Source organism: Desulfovibrio psychrotolerans, from assembly GCF_013340305.1.
In the GTDB taxonomy this organism is placed as follows: Bacteria; Desulfobacterota; Desulfovibrionia; order Desulfovibrionales; family Desulfovibrionaceae; genus Halodesulfovibrio; species Halodesulfovibrio psychrotolerans.
The window spans coordinates 95,846-116,795 of record NZ_BLVP01000043.1 but is presented as its reverse complement, the minus strand read 5'-3'; the positions used below and the strand labels follow the sequence as shown (position 1 = coordinate 116,795).

The 20,950-nt window shown below is 61.8% G+C and carries 24 protein-coding genes; 12 read left to right on the top strand and 12 right to left on the bottom strand.

Going from position 1 to position 20,950, the window contains the following annotated elements; all coding sequences use genetic code 11:
- Positions 1-103: 103 nt before the first annotated feature.
- The 3 genes from HUV26_RS16215 to HUV26_RS16205 all read left to right on the top strand — a co-directional run bounded on the left by HUV26_RS16215 (position 104) and on the right by HUV26_RS16205 (position 3,409).
- Positions 104-1,084 carry a TRAP transporter substrate-binding protein gene (locus tag HUV26_RS16215; RefSeq protein WP_174411181.1) on the top strand — a complete coding sequence of 327 codons (981 nt, stop codon included), beginning with the start codon at positions 104-106 and terminating at the stop codon, positions 1,082-1,084.
- Positions 1,085-1,433: 349 nt separating this feature from the next.
- Positions 1,434-2,111: a TRAP transporter small permease gene (locus HUV26_RS16210; RefSeq protein ID WP_174411180.1), complete on the top strand. Its 678-nt coding sequence runs from the start codon at positions 1,434-1,436 to the stop codon at positions 2,109-2,111.
- Positions 2,108-3,409, top strand: coding sequence for a TRAP transporter large permease (locus tag HUV26_RS16205; protein ID WP_243451422.1), 1,302 nt, complete (start codon positions 2,108-2,110; stop codon positions 3,407-3,409). The genes HUV26_RS16210 and HUV26_RS16205 overlap by 4 nt, the downstream gene beginning before the upstream one ends.
- Positions 3,410-3,702: 293 nt before the next feature.
- Here HUV26_RS16205 and recR read toward each other — a convergent pair whose 3' ends face one another.
- The 6 genes from recR to HUV26_RS16175 all read right to left on the bottom strand — a co-directional run bounded on the left by recR (position 3,703) and on the right by HUV26_RS16175 (position 7,190).
- Positions 3,703-4,308, bottom strand: coding sequence for a recombination mediator RecR (gene recR, locus HUV26_RS16200; RefSeq protein ID WP_174411179.1), 606 nt, complete (start codon positions 4,306-4,308; stop codon positions 3,703-3,705).
- A gap of 21 nt (positions 4,309-4,329) precedes the next feature.
- Positions 4,330-4,641: a YbaB/EbfC family nucleoid-associated protein gene (locus HUV26_RS16195; RefSeq protein WP_174411178.1), complete on the bottom strand. Its 312-nt coding sequence runs from the start codon at positions 4,639-4,641 to the stop codon at positions 4,330-4,332.
- Positions 4,642-5,000: 359 nt separating this feature from the next.
- Positions 5,001-5,534, bottom strand: coding sequence for an HPP family protein (locus HUV26_RS16190; RefSeq protein ID WP_243451432.1), 534 nt, complete (start codon positions 5,532-5,534; stop codon positions 5,001-5,003).
- A gap of 131 nt (positions 5,535-5,665) precedes the next feature.
- Positions 5,666-6,022, bottom strand: coding sequence for a hypothetical protein (locus HUV26_RS16185; protein WP_174411177.1), 357 nt, complete (start codon positions 6,020-6,022; stop codon positions 5,666-5,668).
- A gap of 301 nt (positions 6,023-6,323) precedes the next feature.
- Positions 6,324-6,809 (bottom strand): YchJ family protein, encoded by a 486-nt coding sequence (locus tag HUV26_RS16180; RefSeq protein WP_174411176.1) that lies wholly within the window; start codon positions 6,807-6,809, stop codon positions 6,324-6,326.
- Between the two features lie 12 nt (positions 6,810-6,821).
- Positions 6,822-7,190, bottom strand: coding sequence for a NifB/NifX family molybdenum-iron cluster-binding protein (locus HUV26_RS16175; protein ID WP_174411175.1), 369 nt, complete (start codon positions 7,188-7,190; stop codon positions 6,822-6,824).
- Positions 7,191-7,727: 537 nt separating this feature from the next.
- On the opposite strand from HUV26_RS16175, the gene HUV26_RS16170 reads away from it, so the two are divergent.
- The 3 genes from HUV26_RS16170 (at position 7,728) to HUV26_RS16160 (ending at position 9,905) form a co-directional block, all read left to right on the top strand.
- The gene (locus HUV26_RS16170; RefSeq protein ID WP_174411174.1) at positions 7,728-8,135 is read left to right on the top strand and encodes a PilZ domain-containing protein; all 408 of its coding nucleotides are present in this window, start codon (positions 7,728-7,730) and stop codon (positions 8,133-8,135) included.
- A gap of 349 nt (positions 8,136-8,484) precedes the next feature.
- Entirely contained in the window at positions 8,485-8,913 is a 429-nt protein-coding gene (gene arfB, locus HUV26_RS16165; RefSeq protein WP_174411173.1) for an alternative ribosome rescue aminoacyl-tRNA hydrolase ArfB, read from the top strand.
- Positions 8,914-9,584: 671 nt separating this feature from the next.
- Complete coding sequence (locus HUV26_RS16160; protein ID WP_174411172.1) at positions 9,585-9,905, top strand: hypothetical protein; 321 nt, start codon at positions 9,585-9,587, stop codon at positions 9,903-9,905.
- 179 nt (positions 9,906-10,084) lie between these two features.
- Here the strand turns inward: HUV26_RS16160 and HUV26_RS16155 are convergent, their stop codons facing one another.
- The 5 genes from HUV26_RS16155 to HUV26_RS16135 form a co-directional block, all read right to left on the bottom strand.
- Positions 10,085-10,567, bottom strand: a complete 483-nt coding sequence (locus tag HUV26_RS16155; protein WP_174411171.1) for a YbaK/EbsC family protein — start codon at positions 10,565-10,567, stop codon at positions 10,085-10,087.
- A 37-nt stretch (positions 10,568-10,604) separates the two neighbouring features.
- Positions 10,605-11,588 (bottom strand): hypothetical protein, encoded by a 984-nt coding sequence (locus HUV26_RS16150; protein ID WP_174411170.1) that lies wholly within the window; start codon positions 11,586-11,588, stop codon positions 10,605-10,607.
- A complete protein-coding gene (coaBC, locus tag HUV26_RS16145; protein WP_174411169.1) occupies positions 11,570-12,793 on the bottom strand; it encodes a bifunctional phosphopantothenoylcysteine decarboxylase/phosphopantothenate--cysteine ligase CoaBC in 1,224 nt (407 codons plus the stop codon). The genes HUV26_RS16150 and coaBC overlap by 19 nt, the downstream gene beginning before the upstream one ends.
- Positions 12,793-13,356 carry a hypothetical protein gene (locus tag HUV26_RS16140; RefSeq protein WP_174411168.1) on the bottom strand — a complete coding sequence of 188 codons (564 nt, stop codon included), beginning with the start codon at positions 13,354-13,356 and terminating at the stop codon, positions 12,793-12,795. The genes coaBC and HUV26_RS16140 overlap by 1 nt, the downstream gene beginning before the upstream one ends.
- 200 nt (positions 13,357-13,556) lie before the next feature.
- Complete coding sequence (locus tag HUV26_RS16135) at positions 13,557-13,793, bottom strand: hypothetical protein (RefSeq protein ID WP_174411167.1); 237 nt, start codon at positions 13,791-13,793, stop codon at positions 13,557-13,559.
- An 88-nt stretch (positions 13,794-13,881) separates the two neighbouring features.
- Here HUV26_RS16135 and queA point away from each other — a divergent pair, with 88 nt between their 5' ends.
- From queA to HUV26_RS16110, 5 genes are all read left to right on the top strand, one after another.
- Complete coding sequence (gene queA / locus HUV26_RS16130; protein WP_174411256.1) at positions 13,882-15,063, top strand: tRNA preQ1(34) S-adenosylmethionine ribosyltransferase-isomerase QueA; 1,182 nt, start codon at positions 13,882-13,884, stop codon at positions 15,061-15,063.
- Positions 15,064-15,289: 226 nt separating this feature from the next.
- Entirely contained in the window at positions 15,290-15,517 is a 228-nt protein-coding gene (locus HUV26_RS16125) for a 4Fe-4S dicluster domain-containing protein (RefSeq protein WP_174411166.1), read from the top strand.
- Position 15,518: 1 nt separating this feature from the next.
- Positions 15,519-16,586, top strand: coding sequence for a 3-methyl-2-oxobutanoate dehydrogenase subunit VorB (locus tag HUV26_RS16120; RefSeq protein ID WP_174411165.1), 1,068 nt, complete (start codon positions 15,519-15,521; stop codon positions 16,584-16,586).
- A 3-nt stretch (positions 16,587-16,589) separates the two neighbouring features.
- Positions 16,590-17,411, top strand: coding sequence for a thiamine pyrophosphate-dependent enzyme (locus HUV26_RS16115; protein WP_174411164.1), 822 nt, complete (start codon positions 16,590-16,592; stop codon positions 17,409-17,411).
- Positions 17,411-17,965 (top strand): 2-oxoacid:ferredoxin oxidoreductase subunit gamma family protein, encoded by a 555-nt coding sequence (locus tag HUV26_RS16110; RefSeq protein WP_174411163.1) that lies wholly within the window; start codon positions 17,411-17,413, stop codon positions 17,963-17,965. The genes HUV26_RS16115 and HUV26_RS16110 overlap by 1 nt, the downstream gene beginning before the upstream one ends.
- 172 nt (positions 17,966-18,137) lie before the next feature.
- Here the strand turns inward: HUV26_RS16110 and HUV26_RS16105 are convergent, their stop codons facing one another.
- Positions 18,138-19,382 (bottom strand): GGDEF domain-containing protein, encoded by a 1,245-nt coding sequence (locus HUV26_RS16105; RefSeq protein WP_174411162.1) that lies wholly within the window; start codon positions 19,380-19,382, stop codon positions 18,138-18,140.
- A 338-nt stretch (positions 19,383-19,720) separates the two neighbouring features.
- Between HUV26_RS16105 and HUV26_RS16100 the strand changes: the two genes are divergently transcribed.
- Entirely contained in the window at positions 19,721-20,896 is a 1,176-nt protein-coding gene (locus HUV26_RS16100; protein ID WP_174411161.1) for a CDP-glycerol glycerophosphotransferase family protein, read from the top strand.
- Positions 20,897-20,950: the final 54 nt, after the last annotated feature.

Genomic DNA, 20,950 nt, shown 5'->3' with positions numbered 1-20,950 from the left:
CCAGACAATACGCAGCACTTGTTAGCACTGCCAAGGCGCGGTAAGCTGTTCAGGCACCGCCGCCCAACCTTTCAGGCAACACTCAGCCTTTTCAGGAGACACCATGACTGCCTTTTTCCGCACCCTTGCCTGCTGTCTGGCGCTCATGCTCATGGCCCTGCCAGCCGCAGCCGCGCAGATAGGCCTTACCGTGGTGACCAAGCCCGGCTCCGCGCAGCATGTGGCAGCGGAACAGTTCGCCCGGCTGCTGGAGCAGCGTTCCGGCGGCGCATGGAGCGTCAAGATTTTCCATTCCGGGGCACTGGGGACGGAAACCGAAATGCTGCAGCAGATTCAGCTCGGCGCGGTGCAGATGGGCATCATTACAGAAGGCCCCTTCGACACCATGGTTCCGGAGGTGCGCGTGCTCTCCTTTCCCTTCCTGTTCCCGGACCACGCCACCGCAGACCGTGTGCTGGACGGGCAGATGGGCACCGCCGTGCTGAACGAGCTGGAAAAGGCCGGTTTCAAGGGCCTTGCCTTTTCAGAAAACGGTTTCCGCCACCTTTCCAACTCCGTGCGCCCCGTCACCGCCGCCAACGATGTGGCGGGACTGAAAATCCGGGTCATGGAATCCACCTTCCACCGCGAACTCTGGCGCGCGCTGGGTGCCAACCCCACCCCCATGGGCTGGCCCATCTATTCCGAACTGCAACAGGGCACGCTGGACGCGCAGGAAAACCCGCTGTGGGTGCTCTCCGTGTACAAGCTGTTTGAGGTGCAAAAACACCTCTCTCTCACCGGGCACGTCTACTCCGCCCACATCGCTGTTGCCAACCTCGGCTGGTTCAACCGCCTTGCAGATGCGGACAAAACCCTCATCGTGGAATGCATGCGCGAGGCGGCACAGTACCAGCGGGCGTGGAACCGCTCGCAGGAGGCCGCCTATCTGGAAGAAATGCGCGCTCAGGGCATGCAGGTAGTGGAGCAGCCGGACATGGCATCCTTCCGCGAACGGTCGGCCCGTCTGGAAGAGATGGACATCTTCGCCGCGCCGCGCATCCGCGAACTGCTGCGCGGCTTACGGGAAGCCATCGCGCAGTAACCCCGGCAATGCGTCTTTCCGGATAGTTGAGCATACCAGCCATACGCCGGGTATACGCAGCGCATATGCCGCGCTAACGCTGCGCAGGTGCTGGATAAACGCCGCTACGCCGCACCGTCCGTCGCGCCCGGCTCTTTTTCCTTGTTCCGGCGGGCAGCTAAACGAGTTAGGAACAATAGGAACACTGGTGACATTGGGAACATTAGTAACATCAGGAACATTGAGAACAGTGGGAACAATGGCAACAGGCACACCCCGCAACACGTTTCCGGAATGTTCATAATTGTATCAATGCGCCGATATCACACGTATTTTTCTGAACACTTCAGGAACATACAGGGAACAGGCAGTGAACACGCCGGAATCACCCGCAAACACCACACGGCAGAACAACCGCGCACAAACCACCCCGGCAGGGCCGGTGCGTACCGCCGCACAACGTGCACTGGCGCGCCCCTTTGCCGCGCTGCAACAGGTGGCAACCCTGCTCGACACCCTGTGCCGCAGCCTGCTGTTCCTGAGCTGCGCAGGCATGGTGGCGGTCATCGGCGCGCAGGTGTTCTTCCGCTACGCGCTCAATCATTCCCTGTTCTGGTCAGAGGAACTGGGCAGGGTGCTGCTGGTGCAGACCACCTTTTTCGGCGCTGCCGTGGCCTACCGCACCGGTGCGCATATCGGCATGGATACGCTCACCGCACGCCTTTCCGGCCGGGGCAGAATGGCCTGCGCCGCACTGGCACATGCCGCGTGCCTGTTCCTTTTCTGCGTCATGGCCATATACGGCTTCCGGTTTTCGGCGTTTCTGGCCCCGCAGACCACAGCCTCCCTCGGCATTTCACGCAGCCTGCCCTTTCTTGCCATCCCCCTCAGCGGCTGCGTCATGGCGGTGCACAGTCTGGTCTTCCTGCTGTGCCCCCTTGCATCCCCCCGGCCCCATACCTGTGAGACAAGAAGAGACGCAGCTTCAAAAACAACTGGTGAAATAACTGGCGAAACAACCGGAAAATCACCCGGAGGCGCACTGTGACCGGCCTCTTTTCCATGCCCGATGCCGCGTGGGTCCTGTTCGGCCTGCTGGTGCCCCTGTTCCTCCTGAACACGCCCATTGCCGTGGCCGTGGGAGTTAGCGCGGTGGCCGCCTTCATGGTGCAGGGCGACATGAACCTCATGCTGGTGGTCCAGCGGCTGTATGCCGGGGCAGATTCCTTTCCCCTCATGGCCGTGCCGCTGTTCATCATCGCGGGCAACCTCATGGGCGCGGGGGGCATATCCCGGCGCATAGTGGCCGTGGCAGACGCGCTGGTGGGGCACCTCCCCGGCGGACTCGCGGCGGTTTCCGTGCTGTCCGCCATGTTCTTCGCGGGCATCTCCGGTTCCGCAGCGGCAGATACCGCCGCCGTGGGCACCATCCTCATCCCGGCCATGGTGCGGCGGGGCTACTCCCCCGCCTTCTCCGGCGCGGTGCAGGCGGCGGCAGGTTCGGTGGGCGTGGTCATCCCGCCCTCCATCCCCATGATCATCTTCGGCGTGCTTACCGGAGCCTCCATCGGCAGGCTTTTTGCGGCGGGCGTACTGCCGGGACTGCTCATCGGGGCATCGCTCATGGCCGTGTGCGTGTGGCATGCCCGCCGTAACGGCTGGCGTTCCGAACGCCCGTTCAGCAGCCGCGCCCTGCGCATCGCGCTGACAAAGGCCACATGGGCGCTGGGTGCGCCGCTCATCATTCTGGGCGGCATTGCCGGGGGCATGTTCACCGCCACAGAATCCGCCGCCATTGCCGTGTTCTACGCCCTGTTCATCGGCCTGTTTGTCTACCGGGAACTGCCGCTCTCCTCCCTGCCGGGGCTGGTGCTGCAGTCTGGCATCACCTCAGCCATCATCCTGTTCATCATCTGCACGGCATCGGTCTTTTCATGGTTCATGGCCATCCGCGATCTCCCCGCCGCCATTGCGCAAGGTCTGCTGGGCATCACCGAAAACCCGCTCCTGCTGCTCCTCATCATAAACGGCATGCTCCTCTGCGCGGGCATCATTCTGGAAACCACGGCCGCCCTCATCCTCTTTGTGCCCGTACTGCTGCCCGTGCTGCCCGCTCTGGGCATAGATGTCATCCACCTTGGCGTCATCGTGGTGATGAACCTTGCCATCGGCATGCTCACCCCGCCCATGGGGGTGTGCCTCATTGTCTCCTGCTCCATCGCCTCCGTCCGGCTGGAAGCCATAAGCCGCGCCGTGCTCCCCTTCCTGCTGGCGCTGCTGCTGAATCTGGCGCTGGTAAGCCTCTATCCTCCGCTCAGCCTGTACCTGCCTTCCCTCCTGTTTTAACGATTCTCCGGCTCATCTTCGCCTTCTGCCGATGCACCACAAAACAAAACCCCCGGCACACACTGGTGTACCGGGGCTGCAACTAGCCGACAAACCTTGTTTTCGAAAATGTATTTCCGTAAAGCCGGGTCTGAAGTCAGGAAACGGATGTACCTCGCTTATGCGGGGTGCAGGGGCCGCCTGGTCCCTGCCCGCCGGAGGCAGAAAAACAAAAACTCTTTGCCTTCATACTTCAAACCCCCGGCACACACTGGTGTACCGGAGGTTGAACATTCCTTGCGGGGAAGCTGCGCTTACACATCCTGCCTGTAGTTGAGCGACTGGCGCAGGGTTTCCTTGTCCACAAACTTCACCTCCGAACCCAGGGGAATCCCCTGTGCAAGGCGGGTCACGCGGATGTGCGGAAACCGTGCCGCCACAAGCTGCTTCACGTAGGCGGCGGTGTTTTCCGCCTCCATGGTGGTGCCCAGCGCAAAGATAAGCTCGGTTATCTCGCCTTCGGCAAGACGGCGTTGTAACCTGTTCAGTTCAAGCTGCTCGGGAGTCACATTGTCCAGCGGGGCAATAAGCCCGCCCAGAATCATGTACTGTCCCTTGTAAAATCCGCCGTCTTCCAGCGCCAGCAGCGAATCCCATTCCGAGACAAGGCACAGGGTATCCCGGCTGCGTCCCGTATCGGTGCAGATGGCGCAGGGGTCAACATCGGTCAGCGACCCGCACAGCGAGCACAGGTGCAGCTTGTCGCGCAGTTCGTAAATGGCCTTGCCAAGGCTGCGGGTATTGTTCTCCGGCCATTTGAGCAGGGTCATGGCCAGCCGCAGGGCAGACTTGGGACCAAGCCCCGGCAGCCGGGAAAGTTGCTCCACAAGAAGCTTGAGCGGTTCGGGCAGTCTTTGCACGTACTGTCTTCCGGGAACCGGCTAGAACAGGCCGGGAATCTTCATCCCGCCGGTAATGGCCCCCATCTCTTTCTCCACCATGGCCTTGGACTGCCGAATGGCTTCGTTGATGGCGGTCAGCACCAGATCCTGCAACATGTCCACATCGCTGGGGTCCACGGCGGCGGGGTCAATCTTTATGGACAGAATGTCCTGCTTGCCGTTGCACACCACGGCCACCATGCCGCCTCCGCTGGTGGCCTCCACGGTGCGGGTGCCGAGCTGATCCTGCAATTCCGTCATCTTGCGCTGCATCTGCTGCGCCTGACGCAGCATATCGTTCATTCCGCGCATGAAAGTCTCCTTTGCTTAACCGGTTACGGTGCGGATTCGGTATCGGATGCGGCACTGCCGCAGTGCGGCGGATACGGCGCTGCCGTCCTGCCTTGGCCTGCGGTGCTGCCGCGTGCGTAAAACCGCACCTACGGCAAGGGGTGTAATCCGAATCGCCCGATCATTCAAATGTAATTTGCCCGTACAGAGCCTACAGGACTGGGCAGGACCGCACAGAACCAAAGCCGGGCAGACCCCGCACAGAACCGCGTAGCGCCTGTTTCCACGCAACCGGGCCGACGGGGGCAAGCCATACGCAATGCGCCCGAAAATGAGCAGGCAAAACCACACAGAACAGGTCGTACACCGCCTGCCGCCCGCTAGTTCCAGTATTGCGGATACCTGCGCGTGGCCGGAATATTGTTCACCAGCAGCGCCGCCACCAGCAGGATAAGTGCCCCGCTGAGCGCGGGCATCAGCGCGTAGGCATAGCCCAGAGCATGAATATCGCCGCTGCCGATAACCGCAATAAGGGCCGTGGCGCCTCCGGGCGGATGCAGGGTGGCGGTGAGATGCATAACCGCAATGGCCGTTGCCACCGCCAGCGCCGCCGCAAGCCACGGCAGGGGCACGTGCGCGGCAAAAAACACCCCCACCAGCGCAGAGAGCACATGCCCGCCCACAAGGTTGCGCGGCTGCGAGAGTGGCGCATTGGGCACACCGAACAGCAGCACGGCAGACGCGCCGAACGAGCCTATGAGCAGCACCCCGTCCGTACCCGCCAGCATGACATACTGTACATAACCCACCGCCCCCATGCCCAGCAGCGCGCCCAAAAAGGACCACAGGGTTTCCGTAAGGCTTATGGTGCAGGGGTTGCAGCCGCAGCCGCACATTTTTCTGAAATATTGCAAAGTGATGCCCAGCCTTGTGTTGTACGTGCAGGGCTGGTGTAGCACGGGGCAGCCCGCCGTGCTGTGACGTGCATCACAGCCGCCGGAATGACCGCCCGCGCGACAGGCGGAACAAAGGCGGCGCGGCGTCCCTATTTCTTCCTGAACCCCGGCAGCAGCAACGGTTGCGGAGCGGTGCGGCGCAGCCGCATACGGTGCCATACCTGCGGCGTACAGCCGAAGCGAAAAGACCACAGCGCGCACGATTCGCGCGCAGCGCAGCCCCGCACCTCCGCCCTTGCCTCACCGTACGTGTTGCCGCAGCAGATCAGGCAAAAACGGCGTATGACCCGCACAGGGGGCGTCTGCGCCTCCGGGGTGTCCTCTCCGGAACGATAGGGGTAGAGCACGCAGTCGCAGTCCTCGCACGCGGTAACACGCTGGACCGACGCGCCCTGACAGGCGAGACAGAAGCGGCGGATGGCCTTGCTGGGGGTGCCTTTACTCATGGTATGGGTGTGTAGCCTGTTTCGTGTGCGCCTGTCACGCCCCGGCACGTACCGACACGTGCCGACACATACCGATCCACGCGCACGCGTCCTGCGGGACATCAGAACATCGGGATATCAGGACGGGACAGGCCCCCCGTCCGGCCAAAGGCACGGTTCCGGGGGGCCTTGTTCATGCGCACGGGGTGCTTTGGCGGGCAGCCGCAATCCTGTCCCGGGCCGGTTCGCGGCCCGCGCCTAGATTCGTCAGAACGTATACGCTCCTATCGGTCGTATACGGCCTGCAATGCCCCTGCCCGTACTAGCCGCAGCACTTCTTGAATTTCTTGCCCGAGCCGCACGGGCACGGTTCGTTCCGTCCCACCTTGGGGGCTTCGCGCCGGTAGGTCTCGTGCCCGCGCACCTTGCCGTCCACATAGAGCCAGCGTTCGCCTTCCTTGCGGAAGGTGCTATGCTCATGCAGCTGCTGCGGAACACCGGAAAGGGCGTAGTGGGCCACAAACTCCACCTCGCCTTCCGTATCGTTCTCGTTGCCGCCCGAGGTGGAAAGAATATCCAACCCCTTCCACTCCAGCTTGGAAGACCATTCCTTAATGTCCTCAATGGAATCTTCCGACCGTTCCGGCGCATACATGGAGGTATTCAGGTATTGATACTCTCCCAGCACATGCGCCGTATAGCGCGAGCGCATCAGCGCCACAGCCGAGGTTGCGGGTTTTCCTTCCCGTATAAGGGGACCGCAGCAGGTTTCCAGTGTCTGGCCGGAGCCGCAGGGGCAGTTACTCATGCATGTATCCTGTTAATGGTTGCCGCACCCCTCGTGTCCGTGGTGTGCCGCGCATATTTCGTTATTGGTTGTCAGGGTGCCGGCAATCCACTGCTCGGCCACGGTACGCACCGTGCCGCTTGCGCCACGGAAGACGGCAATACCCGATTCCTCAAGCTTGTTAACAGCCCCCTGCCCCATGTTGCCTGCAAGCAGCACCTTTACGCCCAGGTCGGCAAGAACGGGCACAATGTTAGACTTGCAGCCGCAACCGGGAGGCGGCGTGAGAAATTCTTCTTTCACAATTTGTCTGGTTTCGTCCAGCGTCAGAATGGTGAATGCCTCGCAGTGCCCGAAGTGTTCGTCCACAAGGCCCTGCCGGGAGGGAATGGCAATCTTCATGTGCGTTCTCCTGTCTGTAGCGGTTCCGTTGGAGTATGAAGGCGTCCGCCGCACGGTGTTAACGCGGCAGAACGCAGAAAGGACGCGCGCTGTTTCACGCGCCGCGAATGCAGATATAGTCCTCCCCGCCTATAAGTCAATGGTCACTTACATGCCTGATTTTCTTTCTTCGCCTCCTGCCGCCATCGCCATACGCTCCGCAGCCCGCCTGTGTCAGCCACCTGCGGCTGTGGCTTCCTCCTTTCACTGCACGGCAACGCAACTCTTCTCCTGCCCGAAACAACCCGGCGGTTGTCAGAAGCCCGCCCCCTTTGGTATGCTGCATGCGAAACGGGCCCGTCAGCCACCGTTCCTGCCATACTCTCCTTCAGACCGGCAGACGGGCCGACATGGCTGGCCTGAGCGGCCTGAAGGACCTGCGTGGCCTGCGTGGCCCACGTAGCCCAAATGACCTTATCGGCAGAACCGGCACGACAAAGAACGCCGCAGGCAACCGGTCCTGCCCTTTGCAACCATCCGACGTACCGAGGAGCAGCAATGACACGCTTGACCACCGATGATCGACGTGATTTTATCCGGCTCCCCAAGCCGTTTTCCGTACAGGCCTTTGAATTCAAGTTTCCCATGGCCTCGCAGCCAAGAGTGGACACCACCTGCGTGGACATAAGCACCGGCGGGCTGTGCCTGGAGTCGCCCTATCTCTTCGAGCAGGGAGCCAAGGTGCAGGTGCGGGTGCACATACCCACCCTGAACAAATACTCCGGCGGCTTCTACAAGCATTATGAAAATGATGTGGACCAGCACCTGAACGCCATCGCAGAGGTGGCGTGGGTAGACCGTTCCGGCGGCAGCTACGTCATCGGCCTGCGTTTTCTGGACATAGACTCCGACACCCAGTCGGCCCTGCAACGCCTCATCAACAAGGCCGTGCAGGATAATCCGTAACAGCACCTGCAAGAAAGCACTCTGCTGCGTAGCGGCAATGCGCCCTGCCCCACTGCCCTCTGTGTGTTGCCTGTGTCACCTGCACGGCAGGCAGAGGCTGCACGCGCCCGGCAACGCGGTCTTTAACAGACTGTCTTGGGGCAGCCTGTCGGCAGAGTGTCTTGGGGCAGGCATAGCAGGCAGCCTTACTGATCAGCGATACTGATCGGGCAGATTGAAACGCCCATTAGATGCGCCATTTTGACGTGCCCGATTGATAGAGCAAATTAATGGAGCAGGCGCACCGCAGGCGACCCGAAAAACGTCGCCCGGTATCGTGTTGCCTGCGGCATGACAGAGGAATCAGCATATGGAACCCATCATCATTCTTCCGGACCTGACCATACCGGAAGAAGAATTCACCTATACCGCCTCGCGTGCCTCCGGGCCCGGCGGGCAGCATGTAAACACCACAAGCTCCCGCATTACGGTCCGCTTCAACGCAGCAGCCTCCCCTTCGCTCAACGAATGGCAACGCGCTAAAATACTGGAAAAACTTTCCGGATATGCCGACAAGGAAGGCATTGTTGCGGTTTCGTGCGAAACGCAACGCAGCCAGCACGCCAACCGGCGGGAGGCCCTTGCACGTCTCATCTCCCTGCTGCAGCGGGCGCTCAAGCCGCGCATTCCACGCAAACCCACCCGCCCCACCCTTGCCTCCAAGGTCCGCCGCGTGGATTCCAAAAAACGCCGCAGCGGCATCAAGCGCACGCGCGGCAAGGTGGCAGACAACGATTGATGCCTCTCCGCCCGGTTAACCTCATCCGGCTGCCCCCTTCGTCTGGCAGTACCCTTCGTACGGTACCACCCTTCGTGGGGCAGCATCCCTTCGTGGGGCATACGGTGCGCACGACACCAGATAACGGATGGCAATGGTGGAACCGGGTAGAATCAAGTGGAAACGGGCGGCAAAAGCGGAACCTGATGCCAGACAACAGACGACAGACTGCGGCCTGCTTTCACCTTTAACACAGCGTTATACCTGCCTTCCCGGCAACGGGAACCCTTTTCCGGGCCAACCTGCGCACCTCCCAAAAGCGATGGAAGTATATGCGTGGCCGCGCATACTCCCTGACAACACGCCTGACGGCACATATTCCCTGCCCGTCTCCGCTTCCCCGGTAACACGCACCACCACGTCATGCCACGGTATCAGCACGGAATACTTTTGCGTGCGGAATTGACTGTTTGCACGCAACGCCTATGCTTATGAATATGGAGAGCGGGCGCACGTCCGGTCACTTTTTCTGCCCCATTCCGGGCATGGGCATGGCGGGTAGTTTGCGCCGCCGCCCATGCCGGAAGCGGCAACCGGCAGCCCCAGACACGCGTACAGCAGAATACAACCACTCACGATATTTACCGCCAAGTACCGGCAAATACCGGCAGACACAACAGAAGGAGGCACCCATGTGCACCAATTGCGGATGCGGAACCAAGGGTGAATTCCGCGTACACAGCCACGTTCACCCCCACGGCGCGGCAGAAGACCACGCACATGCCCACGAGCATGAGCACTCCCATGTGCACGAACACACCCATGCAGACGGCACCCGGCACAGCCATGAGCATACGCATATGCACAGTCATGAGCACCGGCACGGGCACGACCATTCGCACTACCATGATACAGACCACGAACACCAGCATAGCCACAGCCACGAATCGCACAATGCGGACGAAGCCCATGCCCACAGTAGCGGCAACGGGCACGACCACCCCCACGGCTAACCTGTACTCCGGCCATATTCTCAGCGCACCATACGCATAACGGGCCGCACGGCATTGCCGTGCGGCCCGAAGCTGTTCATACGCCGGAACAATCCGAACCGGCTGTAATACTCTTCTTTCCCAAGCCCTACCGTCAGGTCACCCGACAACTCGTCCGACAGCAACCCCACTGGCAGACACTACTTCCGCACAGCCAGCACTGTCCCCTTGGTCATTTCCAGCAGCATCTGCGGCGTCAGGCGGAACACGGCATTGGGGGTTCCTGCTGCGGCCCATATCTCGTCATACTGCAGCAGGTCCTCATCCACCACGGTCACCATCTCCCCGGCATGACCCACAGGCGGAATCCCCCCGATGGCATACCCCGTATGCTCCAGCACAAAGGCGGCATCGGCCTTGTCCGGCTTTTCCCCTATGTGCGCCCGCACGGCCTTTTCATCCACACGGTTGGCACCGCTGGCTATTACCAGAATGGGCCTGCCGCTCTCCTTGCCCCGGAATACCAGTGATTTGGCAATCTGCCCCACCTGGCAGCCTATGGCGTCCGCCGCCTCCTGCGAGGTGCGGGTGGATGCGGAAAATTCCTTCACCTGCAGCGCAAGGCCAAAGCTGTCCAGCACCTGCTGCACCTTCTGCGCGCTTTTCTTCAGCTCGGTACACATTTCAAACTCCGAGTCGGGCAGGGCGTAACGCGGGCACCTACGCCCGCAGCTTCACCGCTTCGCGTAAAAACGCGGTAACGGCGGGCAGCGGGGCCGGATTCTTGAGCAGAATGTCAATATCCGGCAGGGCAAGCAGCCTGTGCCCCAAAAATTGTGTAAAGGTATAGGGGGCAAGTCCGGTTGCAGGGGCAAAGGATTTCAGCGCCCGTGAACCAAAGGTAATGCAGTAGCGCGGGCGAATGCGGCGCAGCCCGGCAAGGAATATTTCCGGGGCGGCAATCAGTTCCGGCGTGGCCGCAAGGGTTCCTTCCCGCACGGGAGTGACTCCGGCGGGTGTCCCCGTTCCCGCAGCGCCGGATGCCTCCGCAGCCCCCTGCGTATTTGGCGTGCCAGGGGTATTGGGCGTGTCAGGGGTGCCAGAGGAACGTTCAGGCAACGCCACGGGCCAGAACACGCTGGACCCGGCAGGCAGTTGCAGTGCGCCTATTATCCGGCGCAGCAACGCGCCCCGCTCCGGGTTGGCCGTGCCGCACAGGTCTTCGCCAAGGCTCCAGTAAGTCCACACCACAGGGCTGGGCACGCGCACCTTGCCCCATATCTGCTGCCATTGGGCGGGCCATTCCTCCGGGGGCACGGCGGTGGGATGTATGGCCGGGCCATCCTGCGCCGGGGGCCGCACGGAAGAAGGCGGCTGCCGCCGCGCTCCCGCCTGCGCGCCAGCCTGTCCGGTGGGCGTAACATTGGACGCCCCCTTGGGCTGTGCGCCCCGTGCTGCAACAGGTTGCGGTTTTTCTTGCGATCCCGGCGATCCCGGCTGCGATCCGGTTTGCTGTCCCGCATGCGCACCAGGGTACGGAGCAGGAGACGCAACTGGAGACGTTGCAGGTAGCACCGGGCCCTGCCCTGCGGCAGCCTGAGCACGGGCAGCAGCAAAGAGTCCGTGCTCGTCCAGCACAAACTCAAGCCCCGCATTAAACCACGGTCGCAGCGACTCGCGCAGCATCACAGTTGCAACAGCCAATCCAGCACTCTCCACGCCACCTCGGTTTTGGGCTGCACAGGCCATTCTTCCTGCCGCCCGTTGCGGTCGGTGACAAATACCTCATTGGTGGGCGACTGAAAACCGGAATCGGGCCTGCCCACAATATTGCCCACCACCATGTCCGCGTTCTTGGCGCGCAGCTTCTTGCGCGCGTTCTCCGGCATGGCGCTCGTTTCCGCCGCAAAGCCCACAATGCGCTGATGCGCGCCCTTGGCCGCGCCCAGCGTCTTCAGAATATCCGTGGTGGGGGTAAACCGCACCACCAGTTCTTCCGCCCCGCCCTTCTTGAACTTCTCATCACCGTAGGGCACGGGGCTGTAATCGGCCACAGCCGCCGTAAACACACCTATGTCCATGGCGGGCCACAACCCTTCCGCCGCCTCGAACATCTGACGGGCAGAGGCCACATCATGCCGCTGCACCATGGCAGGCAGCCACGGCACGCCGGGACCGGCCACCGCGTGCACCGTTGCCCCGCGCAGCCACGCGGCCACGGCAAAACACGCTCCCATGGTACCCGTGGAGGGATTGGACCAGAAACGCACCCCGTCCCACTTCTCCCGCGTGGGGCCAAGGGTTATCATCACCCTCTTTCCCGCAAGATCCTGCGGGGTCATGGCGCGCAGCCCGTACAGATATATCTCGTTCAGGTCCGCAAGCCGCCCCTGTCCCTCTTCCATGCAGGCGGTGCGCCCGCAGCCCGGCTCAATGCACACGTGCCCGCGCGCCTTCAGCCGCGCCCAGTTTTCCTGCGTGGCGGCGTTGTGCCACATGCGCGGGTTCATGGCAGGCGCAATGACCAGCGGCGCGGGAAACGCCAGTGCCTGACACGAGAGCATGTCGTCCGCCAGCCCGCACGCCAGCCGCGCCAGCGTGGACGCCGTTGCCGGGGCGATGAGAAAGGCGTGGCACGATTCTCCCGGCATAAGATGCCCGAACACGTGCTCGCTCCCCCCGTCTTCCGCCGGGAACATGGCCCCATGAACGGGTGACGCCCCCAGAGCCTCAAAGCTCAGGGGGGTCACAAACTTCCGGGCGGCATCGGTCAGCGTGGCACCCACGTCCGCGCCCGTGTCGCGGAACATGCGCACCAGATCCAGCGCCTTGTACGCGGCAATGGACCCGCACACACCAAGGTGCATACGCCGTCCCAGATAGCCCTTGAACGCAAGATGAGTAAGCACTACTGGCTCAGTCCTTGTTCCCGCAGAGGGGCGGAATCGCCCGATGAAGACGGGGGCGCGCTGTTAAAAAACCCGCCGCTGTTCTGCGCGGGCGGCGCGACAACGGGCCGCATCACCCGCTCCTGCCCGTTGATGGGATACACGTCCACAGAAAGCTCCGTGCGGGTGGTGCCGTCGGTTATCTTCATAACGCAGAACCGGTTGGCCTTGCTGAAGATGAGCACGCTGCGCGGCGAGGAAACAAAGTTGAAGTTCAGCGTCCAGCCGTCATTGGACATATTGACGATCAACGTGTTGGCAAGAGAGCGGAACTCCACACGCCCGGTAAAGAACATCAGTCCCAGCTTGTCCGACCCGGTGCCGATGAAAAACGAATCATTGGCCCTGTAGGTCATCTGCGTGGGAATGGAGATGTCGTCATAGTCCACATAGCGGTACTGGTTGGACGTGGAACTGGTTCCTTCCACGGGGTCTGCGCCTGCGCTGCGCGAGGCAGCCGAGCCGGAGCACCCGGCAAGGGCAACGCACAGCATCATGAACAGCAAAATCAGTCTGGTTCGCATTCGTAACTCCTTGGGGATTGAGTCTTGAACGAATAGGGTGTACGCACGGGCTTACCCGCGGCACAGCAACATCGCTATCCTCCCATAACGGATTGCGGCGTAAACTGCAATTTTTCCTGTCCGAAGAATGCTCTATGGTTCCACTTGCATTACGTAAAGCCGCACAGCACCCTTACACATGACCGCGCCACCACGGCGCACTACCCACATACGAGTTCCATGAGCCCGCATACCACCGATACAACAGCGATTTTCGGAAAAGCCCCAAAGCCCACCGATTCCACTGGCTCCCCGGCGACGACGGCGGCTTGCTCGGACGCCCCGGCGACCACGGCTTCCCCAGATTCCACGGCTTCCACCGCTTCCACGGTCACCTTGTCCGCCGCATCCGCTCCGCGCACCCCGCCCCCCCGCAATATCGCGAATAGCGGAGACATCAGGGATACCACGGCTGTAACGGATACCGCACCCGCCACGCACATGCCCGATGCACATATGCCAGAAGCAGATATGACGGACACACATATGACGGACGCGCACATACCGGCAGACTTCCGGCTGCAGGCCTACACTTACCCCCTGCCGGAAGAACAGATCGCCCAGCACCCCGCAGACCGCCGCGGTGCCTCCCGCCTGTTCGTGGTGGACCGCACAACCGGGCGGAACACCTGTTCCCGTTTCGCAGACCTTGCGGACTGGCTCCCTACCGGCGCGCTGCTTGTGGCAAACAACTCCAAGGTGCTGCCCGCACGGCTGTACGGCACCCGTCCTTCGGGCGGCAGGGTGGAATTTCTCCTGCTCACGCCCCTGCCCTTTGTAACGGAGCAGGCTGCCGCGGAACAGGCTGTGCCTGCCCAAAATATGCCGGACAAGGCCCCCCATGCCCACGGCTGGCACAGCGCACCCGCAGAAGGCCTGCTGCGCATGTCCAAGCGGGTCAAACCCGGCGAACAGGTCACCTTCGGGCCAAACCTGCGGCTGGTGGTAACCGCCCCCGGCGAATTCGGCCGCTGCGCCGTGCGCCTCTTCTGGCGCGGCGACCTCAAGGCGCTCTTTCTGGCGCAGGGCCACCTGCCGCTGCCGCCCTACATCAAGCGCCCGGCAGGTAACCCCGGCTCACCCGACACACCCGACACACCGGACAGCGCAGAAGACCGCGAACGCTACCAGACCGTCTACGCCAGAGAAGAACGGCTGGGGTCCGTTGCCGCACCCACCGCAGGCCTGCACTTCACCGATGCCCAGCGGGCAGACCTTGCCCGGCAGGGCTTCGGCTGGGCAGAGGTCACGCTTTACGTGGGCTACGGTACCTTCAGCCCCGTGCGCAGCGCAGATATCCGCCAGCATGTCATGCACCGCGAATACATGGAAATTTCACCGGAAACGGCACTCGCCATCCGCACAGCCAAGGCGGAAGGCCGCCCCGTGGTCACGGTGGGCACCACCTCCACCCGCGTGCTGGAAGGCGCGTTCGCCCAGACCGGCACCATAGGCCCGTTTTCCGGGTGGACCGACATCTTTATTTATCCCGGATTTACGTTTAAGGTGACGGACCACGTGATAACCAACTTCCATCTGCCGGAATCGTCCCTGCTCATGATGGTCAGCGCCCTTGCCGGGCGCGAACGCATGCTTCAGGCGTACGCAGAGGCCATAGGCAGCGGTTTTCGGGTGTTCAGCTACGGCGATTCCATGCTCATTCTGTAGCAGAGGGAATCGGCCTGACATGGCGGGCACCCCGCATGGAGGTCCCGCAAGGGCGTGGCGGGGGGTAACCGTTTTTTTTGTGCCGTGCGCGGGCAATGCTCCCGTGTCACGGAAACGTTCCGGCCGCAGCGTGCTTCCCAGAGCAGGCGTGCGGCCCGCGTACGCCGCCGGGCGGCCTTTTCTTCCTGCCGGGCAAGGCGACATCCTTAACCTAGAGGTGTTATGAATGGCACGGGTAGAATTTCGCGATGAGAGGTGCAAAGGCTGCCTTCTCTGTACGACCGTATGCCCTGTGGAGATCATCTGCCAGTCTTCCCGCTTCAACAAGCAGGGCTACAAGGTGGCAGAGGTCAAGGCCGAGGACATGGAAAAGTGTACGGGCTGCGCCTCGTGCGCGCTCATATGCCCTGATCTTGCGATAACCGTCTACCGCGAGAAGAAGGAGAAGAAGTAACATGTCCGCAACTCAGACAAAACGCATCTTCATCAAGGGCAACGAAGCCATCGCCCGCGGCGCGCTGGCGGCAGGGCTTACCTGCTACTTCGGCTATCCCATCACCCCCCAGAACGACATCCCGGAATTTCTTTCCACAGAGCTTCCCGCCGTGGGTGGCCAGTTCGTGCAGGCCGAGTCAGAGGTAGCCTCCGCAAACATGCTGCTGGGCGCGGCGGCGGGCGGTGCGCGCGCCATGACCACCTCTTCCTCGCCGGGCATCTCGCTCATGCAGGAGGCCATCTCCTATCTTGCCGGTTCCGACCTGCCCGCCGTGATCGTGAACATCAACCGCGGCGGTCCCGGCCTCGGCGACATCGGCACCTCGCAGGGCGACTATTTCCAGTCCACGCGCGGCGGCGGTCACGGCGACTACCGCACCCTCGTGCTGGCTCCCGGCACCTGTCAGGAAGCCTACGACATGATGATAGAAGCCTTTGATCTGGCCTTCAAATACCGCAACCCGGTTCTGGTGCTGGGTGATGCCATTGTGGGCCAGATGAAGGAACCCGTCACGCCGTGGGTGCCGGAAACCATCAACAACTACGGCGCGGAAGACTGGTGCCTCTCAGGGGCCAGGGGCCGCGAAAAACGCCTGCTCAAATCCCTGTTTCTGGAAGAGGGCGCACTGGCGGGCCAGAACATACGCCTGCAGGAAAAGTACACCGCCATGCAGGCAGAAGCCCGTGCAGATGTGTTCGCCTGCGACGACGCGGAACTGGTGGTGGTGGCCTACGGCTCCATCGGTCGCATCGTCAAATCCTCCATCCGCAGGCTGCGGGCAGAAGGCCACAAGGTCGGCCTTGTGCGCCCGCTCACGCTCTACCCCTTCCCCGCCGCCGTGCTGGAAGATCTTGCCCGTCAGGGCAAAAAGTTCCTCACCATAGAGCATAACTGCGGCCAGATGGTGGAAGATGTGCGCCTTTCCATCCGCAAATACGGCGACTCAGACTTCCACGGACACATGCCGGGCAACCTTCCCGGTTCAGACGACTTCACAGACCCCATTCTCGCGCGGTTGGGGAGGTAGGCCATGTCAGCAGAACAGATAGTCTTTCAGGCTCCCGAAATCATGATAGACCGGGCAACCCATTACTGCCCCGGCTGCCATCACGGCATTGCGCACCGCCTTGTGGGCGAGGTGCTGACGGAAATGGGCCTTGTGGATGACACGCTGTGCGTGGGCTCCATCGGCTGTTCCGTGTTCATCTACAACTACCTGAACGTAGACGCGGTGGAAGCGCCCCACGGACGCGCCCCCGCCGTTGCCACGGGGCTCAAGCGCGCCCGCAAGGATAAGTTCGTGTTCACCTATCAGGGCGACGGCGACCTCGCCTCCATCGGCATGGCAGAGATAGTGCACGCTGCCAACCGGGGCGAGCGCATCTCCGTGGTGTTCGTCAACAACACCGTCTACGGCATGACCGGCGGGCAGATGGCTCCCACCACCCTCATCGGGCAGAAGACCACCACCTGTCCCGGCGGACGCTGCGCAGACCGCGAAGGCGCGCCCATCCGCATGAGTGAGATCATCGGCGGTCTGGGCGGCACCGCCTACTGCGAACGCGCCTCGCTGGACAGCGTAAAGAACATCCGCCGCGCCAAAAAGGCCATCCGCAAGGCGTTCGAGGTGCAGCAGCAGGGCATCGGCTTCGGTTTCGTGGAGCTGCTCTCCGGCTGCCCCACCAACTGGCGCATGGACGCCGTTGCCGCCAACAAGCGCATCACCGAGGAAATGATCCCCTACTTCCCGCTGGCCGTATTCAAGGATGTAACGGCAGAAGGCGCACGCGAATGCATGCCGGAAGCCGACCTTTCCGAATCCGCCGGAAAATCCGCTAAGGAGGTCAAATAATGAGCCTCTATCAGGACGTTATCATCGCCGGATTCGGCGGACAGGGCGTCATGCTCATCGGCAACCTGCTCGCGTACGCGGGCATGGAAGCGGGACTGGAAGTAACCTACATCCCCGTATACGGCCCGGAAATGCGCGGCGGCACCGCCAACTGCACCGTGGTCATCTCTTCGGAAGACATAGGTTCACCCATCATCCAGCGGCCCAAATCGCTCATCGTGATGAACCAGCCCTCCATGGACAAGTTCCAGCCCCGCATGCTGGACGGCGGCGTGCAGATTCTGAACTCCTCGCTGGTGGACGCGGCGCAGGCCGACCCCCGCGTAAAGAGCTTCGCCGTGCCCGCCAATGAAATAGCAGACACGCTGGGCAACACCCGTATGGCCAACATGGTAGCCCTCGGTGCCTACGTGCAGGCCACGGGCGTGGTGCCGCTGGACGTGGTAAAGGCCTCCCTTTCCTCCGTCATCAGCGCCCACTACAGCCACCTCATCGCCAAAAACGCAGACGCCCTGCAGGCAGGCGCAGACCACGTGGCAGGTTTGATGAAATAAGAACGGGCGGCATTCCCGTTCCGCGCGCTGGCCACCTGACTTTGGCCATACGTTTTGGTCCATACGGCCGGGCCAGGCTGCACGCAGTACAAACAACACACCCCCGCATGAATACCGTGCGGGGGTGTTTCTTTCGGGCTTCTGCCGGACCATCCTCAAAACAGAAAAAACCTCACCCCGCCACCACCTTGTTCCTTCCTGCCTTCTTGGCCTTGTACAGGGCGTTGTCGGCGCGTTTTATCACCGCTTCTGTCGTGGCCGCCTCGTCCGTGCGTTCCGCCACTCCTACGGACATGGTCACGGAAACCACGCTCTTTCCCCGTGCCTTCTTGGGCAACGGGCCGCGGATGCGGAACTCGGCACCGGCAATGGACTGCCGCAGGGCATCCAGATGCGGCACCGCCTCCGCCGCCGTGGCTTTGGGAAACAGCACCGTAAACTCCTCGCCCCCGTAACGGTAGGCCCGGCCCCCACCCGTCACCCGCGCAAGATGCCCCGCCACCATGCGCAGCACATCGTCTCCCACGTCATGCCCGTAGGTGTCGTTAAATTTCTTAAAGTGGTCTATGTCACACATGGCAATGGCGTACTTGCGGCCCAGCTTCTTGCAGTCCGCCATAAGCGCGCGTCTGGCGGGCAGGCCCGTCAGCTCGTCCGCAAAGGCCATGGAGTAAGACTCCTGAAACAGCGAAAGCGTTACGATAATGGCCCCGGCGCTGAAGAACACGGCAGCCTGCCCGCTCTGCGCCACATGGTGCAGCCCCGCCATGGCGCAGACAATGGTGGTGATAAGCGCCCCGTGCATGGCATCCCGGGCCATGGGTGCCAAAGCCAGATGCACCAGCAGGCCCAGAACCACCACAAGGGCCAGCAGCAGTGCCGCCTGCGGAATAAAGGTCCACGCATCAAACCATTCCGGCAGCAGGCGCAGGTAAACAATGTCCTGCGCCCTGCCCAGCACCGTTGCCGCAAACTGCGGAGCAAACAGGCTTGCGGATGCCATAAGCACCAGCACACCCACGGCCTGCGCGAAAATGGCCCCGAAGTGTAGCATGCCCCAGCCCGTGAGCACGCCCCTGTCTTCCAGAAATTGCAGAATCCCGAAGTTCAGCGGCAGCAGAAAACAGGTGGCCGCATATCCCAGCTGCACGTTCAGCACCGCCGCCGTGGCTTCCGGCAGAAAGCTGGTGGTTATCCAGCAGCCCCCGGCCAGCAGCAGAAGCAGAAACACACTGCGGCTGCGCTTGAACCTCCACGCCAGTGCCGCGCCGGAAAAGCAGAAAATGTAGGGCAGCCAGGGCAAAAGCGGCCGCAAAGCATCGGGCAGACGGGCAAGGTCTGCGGCCAGAAAGAAGGCCCCCGCCAGCAGAAGCACGGGAACCACCAGCGCCATGAGCAGCTTGAATACGGCATTCATGCGGCATGCTCCTCATACGGGGCGGAGCAGAGCCGAAAACGGACGTGTGCGGCAGTATATACGGGCATGCCGACAAGAATAGCGCGAAGCCGCACAACGGGCAACGGCTTTGCAACCCTGCGGGAGAGATGCCCGCACACGGCACCGCCGTTCTCATTGCACACGGCACGCCGTCCCTATTACACGCGGCTCAGCCGTACGGCTTGCACACAACGCCGCCACATGGCACACAACATTTGCCCGAATATTGCATAGTCATGGCAGGCCCGCCGCTCCGGCTGAATTATTGACACCGGACGGCAGACAGCAACCCTAAGCCAGCAGCACACTCACGAACCATGCAGAATCCAGAACTTGAACATATCGCCAGAATGGCGGCCGCCATCCCCAAGCAGAATAATCTGGTCGTCTTCTTCGGCAAATCCGGCAACACGTTCATCGACAACGTGAAATACTTCTTCCTGCACTGCGTGCAGAAGCAGCCCCAGTTGCAGTGCGTCTATATGGCCTTTGAAAGGGAAGACGCAGCCCAGCTGGCCACAAGCGGCCTTCCCGTCATGTGGGCCTTTTCCCCGGATGCAGGCCCGGTCATGGCCATGGCCAGTCTCGTCATATGCGACGACTTCGAGTGGAAGCAGCACGAATCCCTCTGCGCCCTGCTCGAAAACGCCAAGGTCATCCAGCTGTGGCACGGCATTCCGCTCAAGGCCATCGGCTTTCCGGAAATCCGCTCCTCAGTGAACATGACCCCGGAAAAGGCAGAAAAACTCACCAAAGCCTATTCGGGATACGAGGCGGTGGTGTCCACCTCGCCCTATTTCACGGAACACGCCTTTTCCAAGGCGTTCCGCGCCCGCCATTTCGTGGAATGCGGCTACCCCCGCAACGACATGTTGCAGCGACGCCCCTCCAAATACGACATGATCAACGCAGACAGCGACCTCTACGCAGAACTGGTCAAATTCCGCAAGCAGGGGGGAAAAACCCTGTTCTTCATGCCCACGTTCCGCGACATCGGCGGCGATCCTTTTGCAGACGGTGCCATACACCCCGGCCGCCTCGCAGCCTTCTGCCACAGGCACAACATCCTGTTCCTGTGCAAGTTCCACCCCTATGTGGAAGGAACCGGCGCCTACGTGCACCCCAACCTGCGCCTCGTGGCCCCCAAGAGCGACGCCTACCCCCTTCTGAGCCTGTGCGATGCCCTGCTTACCGACTACTCTTCCATCTATTTCGACTTCCTGCTGCTGGACCGCCCCCTCATCTTCTACCCGTACGATTACGAAGCATATACCACCAGAAACAGGGAACTGCTGTTCGATTACGATTCCATGACCCCCGGGCGCAAGGCTGTAAGCGAAGATGATCTCTACACCGCCCTTGAAGAGGTTCTGGTGCAGGGCAGAGACGATTTTTCAGGCCCCCGCCGTGCACTGCGGGACAAGGCGTTCACGCACCACGACGGCCGCGCCGCAGAACGGCTGGGCGCGCATATCGTTTCCAATTACCTATAAATTGGCTCTAAACTGGCTCTAAACTGGCTTTACGCTGACTCTAAGCAGGGAGAA

Excerpts from the sequence above, each read along its gene's own strand:
- HUV26_RS16120 (WP_174411165.1), top strand. The coding sequence starts at position 15,519 with ATGTCCGCAACTCAGACAAAACGCATCTTCATCAAGGGCAACGAAGCC.
- HUV26_RS16115 (WP_174411164.1), top strand. The coding sequence starts at position 16,590 with ATGTCAGCAGAACAGATAGTCTTTCAGGCTCCCGAAATCATGATAGAC.
- HUV26_RS16185 (WP_174411177.1), bottom strand. The coding sequence starts at position 6,022 with ATGAGTAAAGGCACCCCCAGCAAGGCCATCCGCCGCTTCTGTCTCGCC.
- HUV26_RS16140 (WP_174411168.1), bottom strand. The coding sequence starts at position 13,356 with ATGCGAACCAGACTGATTTTGCTGTTCATGATGCTGTGCGTTGCCCTT.
- HUV26_RS16135 (WP_174411167.1), bottom strand. The coding sequence starts at position 13,793 with ATGTCTCCGCTATTCGCGATATTGCGGGGGGGCGGGGTGCGCGGAGCG.
- HUV26_RS16100 (WP_174411161.1), top strand. The coding sequence starts at position 19,721 with ATGCAGAATCCAGAACTTGAACATATCGCCAGAATGGCGGCCGCCATC.
- queA (WP_174411256.1), top strand. The coding sequence starts at position 13,882 with ATGACGGACGCGCACATACCGGCAGACTTCCGGCTGCAGGCCTACACT.
- HUV26_RS16180 (WP_174411176.1), bottom strand. The coding sequence starts at position 6,809 with ATGAGTAACTGCCCCTGCGGCTCCGGCCAGACACTGGAAACCTGCTGC.
- HUV26_RS16195 (WP_174411178.1), bottom strand. The coding sequence starts at position 4,641 with ATGCGCGGAATGAACGATATGCTGCGTCAGGCGCAGCAGATGCAGCGC.
- HUV26_RS16110 (WP_174411163.1), top strand. The coding sequence starts at position 17,411 with ATGAGCCTCTATCAGGACGTTATCATCGCCGGATTCGGCGGACAGGGC.
- HUV26_RS16105 (WP_174411162.1), bottom strand. The coding sequence starts at position 19,382 with ATGAATGCCGTATTCAAGCTGCTCATGGCGCTGGTGGTTCCCGTGCTT.
- arfB (WP_174411173.1), top strand. The coding sequence starts at position 8,485 with ATGGAACCCATCATCATTCTTCCGGACCTGACCATACCGGAAGAAGAA.
- HUV26_RS16175 (WP_174411175.1), bottom strand. The coding sequence starts at position 7,190 with ATGAAGATTGCCATTCCCTCCCGGCAGGGCCTTGTGGACGAACACTTC.
- HUV26_RS16170 (WP_174411174.1), top strand. The coding sequence starts at position 7,728 with ATGACACGCTTGACCACCGATGATCGACGTGATTTTATCCGGCTCCCC.
- HUV26_RS16160 (WP_174411172.1), top strand. The coding sequence starts at position 9,585 with ATGTGCACCAATTGCGGATGCGGAACCAAGGGTGAATTCCGCGTACAC.
- HUV26_RS16125 (WP_174411166.1), top strand. The coding sequence starts at position 15,290 with ATGGCACGGGTAGAATTTCGCGATGAGAGGTGCAAAGGCTGCCTTCTC.
- HUV26_RS16215 (WP_174411181.1), top strand. The coding sequence starts at position 104 with ATGACTGCCTTTTTCCGCACCCTTGCCTGCTGTCTGGCGCTCATGCTC.
- HUV26_RS16155 (WP_174411171.1), bottom strand. The coding sequence starts at position 10,567 with ATGTGTACCGAGCTGAAGAAAAGCGCGCAGAAGGTGCAGCAGGTGCTG.